12 protein-coding genes are annotated in these 13,710 nt (G+C 57.4%); 8 read left to right on the forward strand and 4 right to left on the reverse strand.

The annotated features are described in order from the left end of the window. The 3 genes from WA354_RS16475 to WA354_RS16485 all read left to right on the forward strand — a co-directional run. The coding region (locus tag WA354_RS16475) for a heavy metal translocating P-type ATPase (protein ID WP_472814113.1) at positions 1–2,118 on the forward strand (2,118 nt) is incomplete at its 5' end. Between the two features lie 20 nt (positions 2,119–2,138). Beyond that, a complete protein-coding gene (lptG, locus tag WA354_RS16480; protein ID WP_472814114.1) occupies positions 2,139–4,475 on the forward strand; it encodes an LPS export ABC transporter permease LptG in 2,337 nt (778 codons plus the stop codon). Positions 4,476–4,541: 66 nt separating this feature from the next. Beyond that, positions 4,542–6,293 carry an ABC transporter ATP-binding protein gene (locus WA354_RS16485; RefSeq protein ID WP_472814115.1) on the forward strand — a complete coding sequence of 584 codons (1,752 nt, stop codon included), beginning with the start codon at positions 4,542–4,544 and terminating at the stop codon, positions 6,291–6,293. Position 6,294: 1 nt separating this feature from the next. Here WA354_RS16485 and fliS read toward each other — a convergent pair whose 3' ends face one another. The 3 genes from fliS to WA354_RS16500 form a co-directional block, all read right to left on the reverse strand. Then, positions 6,295–6,765 carry a flagellar export chaperone FliS gene (gene fliS, locus WA354_RS16490; RefSeq protein ID WP_472814116.1) on the reverse strand — a complete coding sequence of 157 codons (471 nt, stop codon included), beginning with the start codon at positions 6,763–6,765 and terminating at the stop codon, positions 6,295–6,297. A 10-nt stretch (positions 6,766–6,775) separates the two neighbouring features. Further along, a complete protein-coding gene (gene fliD, locus WA354_RS16495) occupies positions 6,776–8,221 on the reverse strand; it encodes a flagellar filament capping protein FliD (protein WP_472814117.1) in 1,446 nt (481 codons plus the stop codon). A 163-nt stretch (positions 8,222–8,384) separates the two neighbouring features. After that, on the reverse strand, positions 8,385–9,851 hold the full coding sequence (locus tag WA354_RS16500) for a flagellin N-terminal helical domain-containing protein (RefSeq protein ID WP_472814118.1): 1,467 nt from the start codon (positions 9,849–9,851) through the stop codon (positions 8,385–8,387). A 243-nt stretch (positions 9,852–10,094) separates the two neighbouring features. Between WA354_RS16500 and WA354_RS16505 the strand changes: the two genes are divergently transcribed. The 3 genes from WA354_RS16505 to WA354_RS16515 are packed head-to-tail and all read left to right on the forward strand — an operon-like array spanning position 10,095 to position 12,022. Continuing rightward, positions 10,095–10,406, forward strand: a complete 312-nt coding sequence (locus tag WA354_RS16505) for a flagellar FlbD family protein (protein ID WP_472814119.1) — start codon at positions 10,095–10,097, stop codon at positions 10,404–10,406. Between the two features lie 39 nt (positions 10,407–10,445). After that, positions 10,446–11,219 carry a flagellar motor protein gene (locus WA354_RS16510; protein ID WP_472814120.1) on the forward strand — a complete coding sequence of 258 codons (774 nt, stop codon included), beginning with the start codon at positions 10,446–10,448 and terminating at the stop codon, positions 11,217–11,219. Next, complete coding sequence (locus WA354_RS16515) at positions 11,216–12,022, forward strand: OmpA family protein (RefSeq protein ID WP_472814121.1); 807 nt, start codon at positions 11,216–11,218, stop codon at positions 12,020–12,022. The genes WA354_RS16510 and WA354_RS16515 overlap by 4 nt, the downstream gene beginning before the upstream one ends. Before the next feature lie 9 nt (positions 12,023–12,031). On the opposite strand, the gene WA354_RS16520 is transcribed toward WA354_RS16515, so the two are convergent. Next, entirely contained in the window at positions 12,032–12,448 is a 417-nt protein-coding gene (locus WA354_RS16520; RefSeq protein ID WP_472814122.1) for a secondary thiamine-phosphate synthase enzyme YjbQ, read from the reverse strand. Between the two features lie 76 nt (positions 12,449–12,524). Here WA354_RS16520 and WA354_RS16525 point away from each other — a divergent pair, with 76 nt between their 5' ends. Then, the gene (locus WA354_RS16525) at positions 12,525–12,884 is read left to right on the forward strand and encodes a tetratricopeptide repeat protein (RefSeq protein WP_472814123.1); all 360 of its coding nucleotides are present in this window, start codon (positions 12,525–12,527) and stop codon (positions 12,882–12,884) included. Then, positions 12,881–13,597, forward strand: coding sequence for a base excision DNA repair protein (locus tag WA354_RS16530; RefSeq protein ID WP_472814124.1), 717 nt, complete (start codon positions 12,881–12,883; stop codon positions 13,595–13,597). The genes WA354_RS16525 and WA354_RS16530 overlap by 4 nt, the downstream gene beginning before the upstream one ends. Positions 13,598–13,710 lie beyond the last annotated feature (113 nt).

Below are 13,710 nucleotides of genomic sequence, written 5' to 3' on the forward strand. Positions count from 1 at the left end.
GTTTTCGATCCAGCCGAAGCATCGGCGGCGCGCCTGGTTGAGGCAATCCGGGGAGCAGGATACGATGCTGTGCTTCCGCACGAGAAAGGAGTTCCTCCCAGGGAACCGGAAGATCGATACGGCAAGGCTGAGATAAAGGCCGCCGTCACGATCATCGCCGGCGCGATTGCCATGTTGCTGGCAATGCCTACCGGCACGCAGATGGGCTCAATGGATCATCTCGTGATGCAAGTCCTTCCCTGGTTGTACGAAGTGCCGCCGGATTATCTGCGCTGGTTTCTTCTGGCTGGGACCGCAATCCTGATGGTATGGGCAGGAAGCGACATCTTCGTGGCTGCTGCCCGCGGCCTGCGGCACGGAAGCACCAACATGAACACCCTGGTAAGCCTTGGGACCGGAGTGGCGTTTGCCTATTCGGCTTACGCTACGATTGCGCCCGCTCCGGATCGCGCGACTTACTTTGACGCGGTTCTGTTGATTCTTGGCTTTCTGCTTCTGGGCAAAGCACTTGAGGCGCGGGCCAAACGGCGCGCTCTGGCTGCCCTCAACGCATTGAGCAGGCTGCGGCCTGCTACCGCCCGTCTTGTGGTGAACGGAGTTGAAAGCCTCGTCGCTCTCGAAGAGGTGCGGATCGGGAACCATGTGCTGGTACTTCCAGGTGAGCGCTTCCCAGTTGACGGGAAGATCCTGGAGGGCCGCACCAGCGTGGATGAATCGATGCTGACCGGCGAGGCAATTCCCTTGGCCCGGCAGGCGGGAGACCGCGTGTTAGCCGGCTCGCTCAACTACGATGGCGCCGTAGTTTGCCAGGCCGGCTCGCTGGGCGAAGACACAGTACTGGCTCAGATAACGCGCATGGTGGAACAGGCGCAGTCGTCTCGCGCTCCAACTGAGCGGCTTGCCGATCGTGCCAGTGCCATCTTTGTGCCGGTCGTGCTGGTGCTGTCCGTCATCACTTTTGTCGTATGGATGGCCACCACCCACTCCATTTCTTTGGCCCTGGCCAGCACCGTTTCCGTGCTCGTCATCGCGTGCCCCTGCGCCATGGGACTTGCAGTCCCGGCGGCTCTGACAGTGGCCGTCGGCCGCGGAGCGCAGTTCGGGGTGCTGTACAAAGGCGGAGAAGCCCTCGAGCGGCTGGCGAATCTGAACGCCATCGTTCTCGACAAGACCGGAACGCTCACCATCGGCCGTCCCGTGCTGCAGGCCGTGCGCCCCGTCAAGGGATACAGCGAGGACGATCTTCTGCGCATGGCAGCCGCGGCCGAGGAGCGTTCCAATCATCCCCTGGCACACGCAGTGGTCGACTTTGCGCGAGCGCGCGCTATCAAGTGGGAGCCTGCTGAAGAAGTCGTGGTCATTCCCGGCCGTGGAGTTGCCGCGCGGGTGGAAGACTACAACTGCCTTTTGGGAAATGAGGCGCTGTTCCAGGAATCGGCAATTCGTTTTCCCGACAGCATTCCGCCGGTGAAGCCCGGCGTGACCCGCCTTTGGATTGCGCTCGATTATCAATCGATTGGCTGTTTCGATGCGCGCGATTCATTGCGTCCCGATGCCGGAGAAGCCGTAGCCGCGCTGCGCAAGAGTGGAATGCGCGTCCTGATGCTCACCGGAGACTCCGCGGCGGCATCGGCCCCCATTGCCAACCAGGCAGGCATTGCCGAGGTTGAGACGGGGTTGGATCCCGCGGAAAAGCTTGCGTACATCCGGGCACTGCAGCAAGAGGGACTACGGGTTGCGATGGTGGGCGATGGCATTAACGATGCGGCCGCCCTGGCGCAAGCCGATGCGGGCATCTCTATGGGCAGCGGCGCCGATCTCGCTCAGGAGGCCGGCGATGTCGTGCTTTTGCGGGCGCAACCGAGCGCGATGATCGCCGCCATCGATCTCGCCAAAGCAACGGTTGCCATCATGCGGCAGAACCTGATCTGGGCCGCCTGCTACAACCTGCTCGGTATACCGCTTGCCGCCGGACTTCTGTATCCGACTTTTCACGTTCTGTTGAGCCCCTGGATCGCCGCTGCGGCCATGGCAATGAGTTCGCTCAGTGTCCTCGCCAACAGCCTGCGATTGCGTTCATGGCAGCCACACTCGCTACCTTCCGCACAGGCAAGTTAAACTAGCGGCAGAGCCTGACCTTGCGCATCCTCACCCGGTACATTCTCGGCGAGATTCTTTCCTACGCACTCATTGGCTGCGCAGTCTTTACCTTCATTCTGTTCATGCGGGATCTGAACCAGATCCTTGAGGCAGTGGTTCGCAACAGTTCCACGTTCGCGAGTGTCGCAGAGGTCTTTGTTTACAGCCTCCCCAACACGTTCAAGGTCACCATACCGATGGCCGTGCTTGTCGGCATCCTGCTGGGGCTCAGTCGCCTTGCGGCCGACAGCGAAATTATTGCCATGCGCGCGTCGGGACTCGGGATTGGTTACTTTGTGCGTGTCGCTTCGGTTGTTGCAATCGGCGGAACTCTGCTGGGGCTTGTGAACTCGCTCTATGTCGCGCCTCGAGCCAATCAGGCGATTCTCGACATGCAGCGGGAACTGGAGACATCGCAGGCCTCGTTTGAGATCCAGCCGCGCGTCTTCTATGAGGATTTCCGGAATGCCGTGCTCTACGTGCAGAATGTTCGCGGCGGGACAGGCGCCTCCAACTGGGACCAGGTCTTCATGGCGGACGTTACCGATCCCGCCAACCCGATCATTACGACGGCTGCATCGGCGACCGTGGTCAGCGATTCCTCGCAGGAACTCCTGATGAGGCTCCGCGATGGTTCCCGCCACGAAACGGTAGCCGGGCAGCCGCAGCAGTACAACATCTCCACTTTCAAAAAGACAGATCTGCCACTCATGCTGAGTCCGCAGAGCGAAATGCACCTGGGGCGCATGGATACTGCCATCTACGCTCTGCCCATGGCAGCGTTGGAAAAGCGCACGCACGGCCCGGATGGAAGAAGATTTCTTCTCGAGTTCTACACGCGTTTTTCCTATCCCGCTGCATGTCTTGTTCTGATGCTGGTTGGCGTTCCGCTCGGTGTCATTTCGCGGCGGGGCGGAAAGAGTTCCGGCCTGGTGTTCACCGTTCTGCTGGTACTGCTCTACTACATTCTCTCGTACACCGGAATCGCGCTCAGCCGGCAGGGAAAACTCTCGCCGTTTCTGGGAGTCTGGATGGCAAATCTGCTTTTTGCCGCCGTCGGAAGTTTTCTGCTTTGGCAGATGGCGAGCGGCGGTCGTGTTCTAAGCGCCATCGCAAATCTGGTGTCGCGCACACCTAAGCCACGGTTCGCTGTTAAGGCGAATGGAGCACATCTTACGGAGTTGCTCGGGCGGCTCCAGCCCCGCTCGGTCCGAATTGTTTCGCGAGGGCTTTTCCCGCGCCTGCTCGATGCCTATGTCGTACGCGAGTTCTTCGGGATGTTCGTACTGGTGCTGGCAAGCTTCGTCATGCTCATGCTGGTTTTCACATTTTTCGAACTCGTTGGAGACATCGTTCGCAACCACATTGCACTTGCGACCGTCGGCGCATATTTGTTCAATCTCGCCCCCAGCATGATCTATACCATCACGCCGCTTGCTGTCCTTATTGCGGCGCTGGTGACCTTCGGCGTTCTCAATCGCAATAGCGAGATTGTAGCTATGAAAGCGACAGGGATCAGCCTTTATCGCCTCGTCGTCCCGATCATTGCAATCTCAGCGGTAGTGGCCATCTGTCTGTTTATGTTCGACGACTACTACCTGCCTTCGGCTAATCGCAGGCAGGAGGCCCTGCGCAGCACCATCAAGGGTCATCCGCCGCAGACCTTCCTTAATCCTGAAGAGAAGTGGATGTTCGGCCAGTCTCATCCCGGTGAGCAGGGCCACATTTTCTACTACCAGTTCTTTGATCCGGACAACGACGCCTTCGCCAACCTCTCAATCTTTGAATTCAATCCCTCCACCTTTGCCTTGTCGCGCCGGATCTTCGCCTCCCGGGCCGTGTGGAACGAGGAGACTGAAACCTGGCACTTCGAAAATGGGTGGGTAAGGAATATCAACGACAACAGCCCAGAATACATGGAGTTCAAAGACACCTCGTTTGCCGAGATTCATGAGGATCCCGGCTACTTCAAGAAGGAGAACTGGCAATCGCAGGAGATGAATTTTCGACAGCTCGACAGTTATATTCGTGACCTCCGCCAGAGCGGTTTCGACACCATGCGCCTGCGGGTCGCATTGTGGCATAAGCTGGCGTATCCGCTGATCGCGATTGTTATGGCCGTTCTCGCGATTCCCTTCGCGCTTTCCATGGGTCGGCGCGGTTCGCTTTCGGGAATTGCGGTCGCAATCTCCGTCGCGCTCGCGTATTGGGTGGTCGACGGCCTGTTTGGCGCTTTGGGCAATGTGAACTATTTGCCTGCGGCGCTTGCGGCATGGTCTCCTGCCGTGCTCTTCGGGCTTACCGGCGGCTACCTCTTGTTGCGGACGCCTACCTGAGGATTCCGCTCGTAATTCAAAATCCGGGGATTCGCCCGTCCCCAGCATTGCCCGTACAATAGAGACATGCTTCGCGAACTGGGCCCGCTGCTCAGCTACATGCGCCGCTATCGGTGGGGGTACCTCTGGGGTACGCTCGCGTGCATAGCCACAAATATTGCTGCGGTCCAGGGCCCTCAGATTCTGCGAAAAGCAGTCGACGAACTGGAACGCGGAGTTTCGCGCGAACGCATTGTTTTTCTCTCCTGTGTTTTTGTCGCTATCTACCTCGTCAAAGGCGTCTTCCTCTACGCCCAGCGCTGGATCCTGATCGGCATCTCACGCGAGATCGAATTCGATCTTCGCAACGATCTCTTCCTTCAGCTGGAGCGCCAGGACGCCAATTTTTATCAGAAGTACCGCACCGGCGACGTAATGGCCCGCATGACGAACGACTTGAATGCGGTGCGCATGCTGCTGGGACCTGCCCTGATGTACAGCGCCAACACCATCTTCTTCACAGTCGGCGCGCTATATTTCCTGCTTCGCATAAGCCCATGGCTCACGCTTGTGGCTTGGGCGCCCATGCCGCTGGCCAGCATCCTTGTCCAATACTTCGGCCGGAAGATCCACGATCGCTTCGAAAAAATTCAGGAGAGCTTCTCCGAAATCTCAGCGCAGGCGCAGGAGAACTATTCAGGCGCTCGCCTGGTACGCGCGTTCGGTCGCGAACAGTCGCAGATGAGCCTGTTCGAAAAGCTGAACCAGCAATATATTACGCGCGCCCAGGGCCTGGTTCAGCTCATGGGAATGCTGTGGCCGACGCTCGAGTTCATCCTTGGCATCGCCATGATCATCACCTTGCTCGTCGGCGGCCACGAGGTTGTCGCTCATCGCATCACGCCAGGCGATTTTGTGGCCTTCAACACTTACATGATTCTGCTGATCTGGCCGATCATCGCCGTCGGATGGGTTGTTAATCTATTTCAGCGCGGAACGGCTTCGGTCGCGCGCATTGACGAGTTATTGCGCGCCAAGCCGGGAATTGACGACAGCGATGCGGACTCCTCGATCCCTGCGGACAAAGTTCTTCGCGGTGAAATCGAGTTTTCCAATCTTAGCTTCAGTTACGGCGAGACGCCGGTGCTCCGCAATATTTCGCTCAAAATTCCCGCCGGCACCAGCCTTGCCATCGTAGGCCCGACCGGGTCGGGCAAGACAACGCTAGTCAACCTGATCTCGCGTCTCTACGAGGCGCCCGAGGGCTCTCTGCTCATCGATGGTCGCCCGATCCGCGAATATCCGCTGGAAGTGCTTCGCCGGAATATGGGAATCGTGCCGCAGGAAACTTTTCTCTTCAGCGAGACCATTCGAGAGAACCTGGCTTTTGGTGTGAAAGCCGTCTCTGCCGAAGATATTCTCGAAGCGGCTGAGGCCGCGCACATCCGGCGCGAATTTGAAGAATTTCCGCAGGGATTTGAAACGACGGTCGGCGAAAGAGGTATGACATTATCGGGAGGCCAGAAACAGCGCCTGGCCATTGCCCGCGCCCTGCTTCGTCGCCCGGCGATACTTATTCTGGATGATGCACTCGCGAGCGTCGACACTTATACCGAAGAGCGCATCCTGGGCGGTCTGCGCAATTACACAACCACCGCGACCACGATTCTGATCTCACATCGAGTCTCCACCGTACGCAACGCCGACCAGATCGCGGTGCTCGATCACGGCAGGATTGTCGAAGTGGGCCGTCACGAGGAACTGCTGGCGCTGGATGGCTACTACGCCAGCCTCTATCAAAAACAGCAACTGGAAGAGGAACTCACGGTCGCAGGTTGATCTACGCTGTCCAGCGGCCGGCTGAGCGCGTTTCGGCGTGAGGCATCCACACAACATCTGTTTCTACGCTTGAGTGGATTCCATCTCTCTGCTGATCGGGTGTGGACTGATTTGATTCGCCGCCTGCCGCGATCTGCTTCCATGCTTCCCGCACGTTTCGGACGTTAGCGATCACCTCCTCGAATTTTTTCCTGGAATTTCTCTGTGAGCCCTGAAGCATGAGCGCGAACATCGCAACGTAAAAGTCCGAAAGAGCCTCCGCGGGCTTGCCGCCTACATCCTTATCCAAAGTCGCTTGCAGGTGAACTACGATGTCCATGCCCCGCTTGACTGCCGCACGGCGTCCCTCGACATCTCGCCGCTCCACTGCGTCGATAGCATTGTGCATGAATCGAATGATGCCGTCGTAGAGAGCAATGGTGAGTTCAACTCCGGTGGCGCCTTCAAGCGCGCGAGCCTGGTACGTATCCATTCTGATGCTCCTAGCCGTTCTGGTTCGTGTTGTATCCCGTGATGGCGCCGTACATCTCGTTAACTTCCTGAATCTGTTCTGGAATCGATTGCAGAATCTCGTTAGCCAAATTCAATTCGGCCGTAAGACTCGTCTTCTGGGTAGCGATCAACGCCTCCTGCTTAGAGACGTTGTCGTTCAAAGTGGTCTCTTCGCTGCTGTCCTCGCTCAGCGCAAGGCTGATCGCGCCTCCCTCGGCGCTGCTGTTGCCAAGTCCATTCAACGTATTCGTGAAGGCCGAACCAAAGCTGCCCGTGTCCTGGAACAGCGAAACCACCTGGTTGAAGTTGGTGTTCAGCGCGTTGCTGAGTTTGTCGGCGTCCAGGCTGATCGTGCCATCGGCACTCGCATTCGCGGTGATCCCAAGCGAAATCAGGGAGTTGATGGTATTGGATCCAAAGGACGAACTCACCGCAGAGAGCAGCCCCTCCTGCAACTGCGCCAGAACGGAGGTACCGTACAGCGGCTCCGGGTTGCCCGAGGAGTCCTTCCCTTCCTGCGCGTTGATGGCCTTCATCGTGGCGTTGTAGTCGGTCACGAATGTATTGATTGCAGTTTCAATGCTGGTCGTATCGTTGTCGATCACCACCTGCACCGTTTCAGGAGCTCCATCGGAACTCGCAGTGCCCGTCGAGAGCAGTTGAAACGTGACGCCCGGAATGGCATTTGTGACTGTGTTTGAGGCACTAGTAATCCCGGTAACTCCGTCTACGGTAATCGTGGCATCGATTCCATTTTGAATCGTCGCCAGCCCCAGGCCAGTGTTGTTATCAGGCGTTGTCGAGTCCGCCAGTGTCGTAGGACTGGTCGGGTTGCTGGCCGCATCGGCAATCGTGATCTGACCGCGAGAGCCACTCGTCTGGCTCACCAGCGAAAGCCTTTGCGTGCCGTCCGCATTGGTCAGCACACTGGCCGTTACGCCGAGATTCGCATTGTTGATGGCTGCGGACAGGCCGGATAGCGTGGTCGCAGTGGAACCATCACCCACCTTAACTGTCTGCCAGCCTCCTGTCCCGACCTTAAAGGTGATGCCGCCATTCAGCGTGTCCGATGCTTTCACCGCATCTGATGCTGCGCTGGAGGTCTGCGCGAGGTTCTGGACCGAGATGGTGTGCGTTCCGGCCACGGCCACCGCACTGGCCGAGGACAAGGCCAGAACATTGGTATCGGAACTTGATCCGGTCTTGTACGCCATCGTGCCGCTGAAGTCCGTGAGGGTCTGCAGGTCGTTTGATAAAGTGGACAATTGTGCGCCCAGGCTGGTGAGCGTGGTGTCCTTGCTGGTGAGTGCCGTCAGCTGCGTCTTCCAGGGCGCCTCCACCGACTGCAGATTGGTCACAATCTGGTTAACGGTACTGGTCACGTCAAATCCCTGGCCGCTGGTTGCGGAGCCGAAATTCAGTCCGACTGCTCCCATGGAAGTTCTCCGAAGTTTCTTCAAGATCAGGTGAAGGGCCACGTTGGAAGAAAGAGAATTAGAAAACGCAAACGAGGCCGACTCGCACGCCAAAGCAAAACGGAGAAGGCGCTGTTTGCAGCCTTCCCCGCGTTGCTTGCGCGTTCAACCTTGACGCCGCGAACTACTGGAGCAACTTGGTGATCAACTGCTGCGACTGGTTAGCCTGCGACAGAGCGGCGATGCCGGTCTGGCTCAGGATCTGATACTTCGACATATCCGAGGTGGCCTGGCCGTAGTCGGTCGCTGTTACATCGTTCACAGCAGCCAATGTATTGGTGGACTGAGTGTTCATGACGTTTTCGACGGCAGTAAGCGTATTGATGTTCGCGCCAATCGTGCCGCGGGAGGCCGCAACGGAAGTGATCGCATTGTTGATTGTCGTGAGTGCAGCCTGAGCCTGCGTGGCGCTCGTGAGGGACGTGCCATCGAGTGAAAGCTGCGTTGTGTCTGTTTTTACGATATCTGTCGCAGCGTTGTTGTAAGACTGCGAAAGCGTACCATCGGAAGTGAAAATCGCAACCGCAGAGCCCTTGTTTGACGCGGTGGCAGCGGCAGCGGCGGTTGCCGGCAGCGTGTCAATCTCCTGAAAGGGTCCTGTAGCCGTTGTATTCAACGTAGCGCCTGTCATAAGCAGCGAGTGACCCGAGATTGAGGCAACATTTGAACCCGCTGCGGTATTGATATCGGCAACAACCTGAGAAAGGCTCTCTCCAGCAGGTGTCCCAAGCGTCACAGTAGTAGCAGCAGCGCTACCCACCTTTACCTGAAGAGTACCGGCTGCAGCAGCAAACGTGTCATTCACGTTTCCCACATTGATACTTGATAGCCCCGTCTGGCTTGCAGCGACGATGTTTTCGGTGATTGAATGGCCGGTGGCGCCGCCCTGATACAGTTTTGTTCCGCCGGTGAGGATAAGTTGATTATTGAGTACGCTCGCAATCGTTGAACCTGCAACGGAGTTGAGAGTCGTCGCCAGGTCGGTGAGTTTCGTACCAGTCATCCCAACCGCGCCGGCTGTAATCGCGGCAGCGTTTGTACTGTCCGCGATCTTTGCGGTTACCGTTGCCCCGGCAGCATTTGTGTAGTCGAAGTTCAAGTAGCCGGTCGCTACCGCAGTTGAATCGATCACCAATTTGTCGGTTGAATTGGCGGAGCTGAAAGCACTGTTCTGCGCGAATGTCTGTATTCCATTGTATTCAGTGGTTCCGTTGATCGTATTGATCTCGCCGAGAATTTTCTGGTATTCAGAATTCGCCGCGGCAGTCTGGCTACTATTCAAGGTGCTGTTACCGGCTTCAGTCGCCAACGTGACGGCCCGGTTGAGCAGGCTGGTCACCTGCGATAATGCACCATCAGCCACCTGCAAGAAGTCGACGCCTTCCGACGCATTCTTCGCAGACTGCGACAGAGCGGTTGAAGACGCCTGGAGGCCGTTCGCAAGCGAGAGGCCGGCTGCGTCGTCTGCGCCGGAATTGATGCGCGAACCAGAGGACAACTGCTGGAGAGTTTTGGAGAGAGACGCCTGAGTATTGCTCAGGTTGTTTTGTGCGTAGATTGCAGAAATGTTATTCAGGACACCCAAAGCCATTGAAGTTCTCCTTTTGAGCTAACTGATTCGGGTTCCCTGCTTCGGGTGTCTTTCCGGGGCTGCTGATCTTGCCCTGCCCGGATCACCTTGGAGTAGGAACCACGTTGCTCACTGGCTTCATCGGCGAGGGGCTGGCGGACTTTATTGATTTTTTCAAGAGGCCCAGCAATTGCCGTTCCAATCATCTTCCTCCACTCCTTTGCCGATAAGAGAGAGAGAAGTCCACTTGGGGGCTTTCCGATCATGATCGAACTCACGCGTCTCAATGGCAATCCAATACTGCTGAACAGCGATCTCATCAAAACAGCAGAAACGTCGCCCGACACCATGCTCACACTCATCAACGGAGAAAAACTGATCGTGCGCGAGGATCGGGGCGAAGTCCTCGATCGGGTGCTGGCTTACCGGGCTGCGTTGCTTGCCGATGTTGCGCGCCGACTGTCGCCAAACGACGCCCTTCGTCGGGCGGCTTCGTTGGCAGGCGTTGAGTTTGCGGGAGAGTTTACTTCCGGCGATTCATCAAAACAGCAACGGAACGAGGATGAAGGTCGATGAATACACACAACGGGACCCCTGATCGCTGAGGCGTAATCCATGGACAAGGGAAGCATCGGCGGAGTCATCCTCGCCATCGCCGGCATTGTCGCGGGTTTGCTGATTGAGGGCGGCAAGATCAGTCAGATTCTTCAGCCCACCGCGGCGCTAATCGTGTTTGGGGGAACCGTCGGGGCAATCCTTCTCCAGTTCCCAATCAGTACCGTCATCTCTGCCTTCCGCAGCATGGCACACGTATTTGTTGCGCCGCAGAAGCAGAATGAAGAGCTGATGCAGCTCCTTATTTCATTTGCAAACAAAGCCCGCCGCAATGGGGTGGTTTCGCTGGACGCAGATCTGGCTGCAATCACGGATCCCTTTCTGAAACAGTCTCTGATGCTGGCAGTGGACGGCACCGAACCCACCGAATTGCGCAAGATCATGCGGGTCGCACTTGATTGCGCCTCGGAGCGTGAGGAGCGCCTTCCAATGGTGTTCGAATCGGCCGGTGGGTTCTCGCCGACCATTGGGATTCTTGGCGCAGTGCTCGGGCTCATCCAGGTAATGCAGCATCTCGACAATATTCAGGAAGTTGGCCGCGGCATCGCCGTCGCGTTTGTCGCCACTATCTACGGAGTTGGCATTGCCAACCTTTTCTTCCTGCCATTTGCCGGGAAGATCCGCATCCACTTACGCGACGATCAGCAGCGCCGGGAAATGATGCTTGAAGGAGTCGTTTCGATTCTTGAAGGAATGAATCCCCGCATGCTCGCTCTCAAGCTGTCAGGATTCCTGAACGATGCAGAACTCGAGAGGAAGGAGCAGGCAGCATGAGTCGCAAGCTTCAACGCGCGAGAGTCAGCCACGAGCGGTGGCTGGTTTCCTACGCGGACTTCATCACTCTGCTCTTCGCCTTCTTCGTGGTGCTGTATGCGTTTGCCAAGGCAGATCAAAAGAAACAAATTCAAGTTTCGGCAGCCATCGATTCCGCGTTTCGGTCACTCAGCATCGCGTCTTCCTTGAATGGAAGCGGACCAAACGATGTGAGGGCGCAGGCGCGCGCCTCCGCAGTAGCGGGCAACTTGAAAACAGAGTTCGTTTCGCCAAAAAGAGTCCAGGCCGACCTCGCACACATCCGGCGAGACCTTCAACGACGGTTGGCGGCGCAGATTGCATACAGCACCATTTCGATTGAACTGGGCCGGGACGGCCTTGTGATCAGTCTGCGCGAGGCCGGGTTCTTCAACTCCGGCAGCGCGAATCCACGACCTGAGACTGAGGCGACGTTGCGGCAGATTGCGGAGTCTCTTGCGGGCACTCGCTACGATGTGCGGGTTGAGGGCCACACCGATACCATGCCGATCCACAGCGCAGAGTTTGACTCGAACTGGGAGCTCTCTTCCGCCCGCGCCACCCGCATTGCGCGGCTATTGCTTCAGATGCACACCATTGCCCCGGAACAACTCTCTGCCGCCGGCTACGCGGAGTACCGTCCCATCGCCAGCAACGACATTGCGGAGGGGCGGGCAAAAAATCGGCGGGTCGACCTCGTGGTGATGCCGCGAGCCGTTCTCGACATTTCGCCGCCAGATACTGCGGAAGACAAGACCGGATGGCGCAAGATTGCCGACCAGTGAACCGGCTTCTTATGTCACTCCAAGGACCTTGACGATTACTCGCTTGCGGCGTTGCCCGTCGAACTCCGCATAAAACACGCGCTGCCAGGTGCCGAGATCAAGCCGTCCGTCTGTTACCGGAAGGGTTGTTTCGTGGTGCAGCAGCAGCGACTTGAGGTGTGCATCTCCGTTATCCTCGCCCGTCTGATGGTGCTTGTAATCAGGCTGCGCGGGAGCCAGTTCTTCCAGCCATTTTCCGATATCCTCAATCAGACCGCTCTCCAGGTCATTTACATAGATCGCGGCCGTAATATGCATCGGAGAAACAAAGCATAGTCCGTCTCTGACTCCGCTGCGCTTCACGATCTGTTCCACCTGATCTGTGATGTGCACCATCTCACGACGCTTCCGGGTTTCGTACATCAAATATTCTGTATAGCTTTTCATCCTCAACTCCTGATAATGACCGAGCCTGTAGCGGCGCTGACGCTCAACCATTATCCTAAAGAAGGTCGCGATCAGAATGAATTCACACGAGGCTGGAACCCTCTCACAGCGCGGGCTCGATCAACTTGCCGAAGGCTCAGCTGCCGAAGCCATTCAGAGCTTTCGCGCGGCCATTGTCGCAGACCCCGACTACTTTGAGGCGCATCATGGGCTGATTCGCGCGCTTCGCGATGCGGGCAGGCTGGAACAATCTGTCGCGGCGGCCCTGGCTCTGATTGCGCTAACGCCAAACGATCCCCTGGCCCACACGGCTCTTTCCATCTCGCTGCAGCAAGCCGGACATGTTACCGAGGCCGAAGCCGCCGCGGCTCGTGCGCGAATCCTAGAGTGGAAGGCGGAGCTGCAATCGTCTGCGGACGGAGAGGTCCAGGGTTGAAGAAGCGAATTCCAGCAGATTCTGCGCAGCGGCTCCGCCTGATGCACGATCGGCTGGCTCGAGCTTATGGTCCGCAGCATTGGTGGCCCGCCCATTCACCTTTTGAAGTGATCCTCGGCGCTTACCTCACGCAAAACACGTCGTGGAAAGCAGTTGAAGTTTCGTTGGCAAATCTTCGCAGTGCCAACGCGCTCTCTTTGGAGGGAATCCGCAAACTCTCCGTTGATCAGTTGCGGGAACTGATTCGTCCATCCGGTTTTTACACCCGCAAGGTACCCGCAATCAAAGCATTCGTCGCTATGCTCGACGCCGAGTTCGAAGGATCACTTTCTCAATTGGCTGCGACGCCGACTGTCGCGTTGCGAAGAAAACTTCTGGAATTGGCGGGGGTGGGCGCTGAGACGGCCGATGCAATTCTGCTTTACGCGCTCAACCACCCGGTTCCGGTTGCGGACGAGTACCTGCGCCGCATTGCAACTCGGCACAGGCTCATTGATCCCGCGCCAGATAAGAGCCGAAACGGATACGAGTCCCTGGTCCAGCTTACACGTGACGCATTCGCATTCGACCCTGAGCCGGATCATGCACAACTCTTCAACGAATTTCATGCGCTGAATGTTGCTGTGGGTAGAGCACATTGTGGAAAGATTCCTGATTGCGAGCACTGCCCACTTGCCGGCGATTTGCGTCGGACGGGAAGGTCTATCCAATAGCGTGGGTCAAAGAAGCCTGTCCACTGAATAGCCTTCGGCCTGTTCCGGAATATAACCGCAGTTGAGCAGAATCCACGTTCACTTTTTGACAAGCATCAAAAAGGGCTCACTCC

The sequence above is a fragment of the Occallatibacter sp. genome, assembly GCF_049802275.1.
Taxonomy (GTDB): domain Bacteria; phylum Acidobacteriota; class Terriglobia; order Terriglobales; family Acidobacteriaceae; genus Telmatobacter.

Coding starts and splice junctions, on each gene's coding strand:
- WA354_RS16510 (WP_472814120.1), top strand. CDS start 10,446: ATGGACAAGGGAAGCATCGGCGGAGTCATCCTCGCCATCGCCGGCATT.
- WA354_RS16505 (WP_472814119.1), top strand. CDS start 10,095: ATGATCGAACTCACGCGTCTCAATGGCAATCCAATACTGCTGAACAGC.
- WA354_RS16515 (WP_472814121.1), top strand. CDS start 11,216: ATGAGTCGCAAGCTTCAACGCGCGAGAGTCAGCCACGAGCGGTGGCTG.
- fliS (WP_472814116.1), bottom strand. CDS start 6,765: ATGGATACGTACCAGGCTCGCGCGCTTGAAGGCGCCACCGGAGTTGAA.
- WA354_RS16500 (WP_472814118.1), bottom strand. CDS start 9,851: ATGGCTTTGGGTGTCCTGAATAACATTTCTGCAATCTACGCACAAAAC.
- WA354_RS16520 (WP_472814122.1), bottom strand. CDS start 12,448: ATGAAAAGCTATACAGAATATTTGATGTACGAAACCCGGAAGCGTCGT.
- WA354_RS16525 (WP_472814123.1), top strand. CDS start 12,525: ATGAATTCACACGAGGCTGGAACCCTCTCACAGCGCGGGCTCGATCAA.
- fliD (WP_472814117.1), bottom strand. CDS start 8,221: ATGGGAGCAGTCGGACTGAATTTCGGCTCCGCAACCAGCGGCCAGGGA.
- WA354_RS16485 (WP_472814115.1), top strand. CDS start 4,542: ATGCTTCGCGAACTGGGCCCGCTGCTCAGCTACATGCGCCGCTATCGG.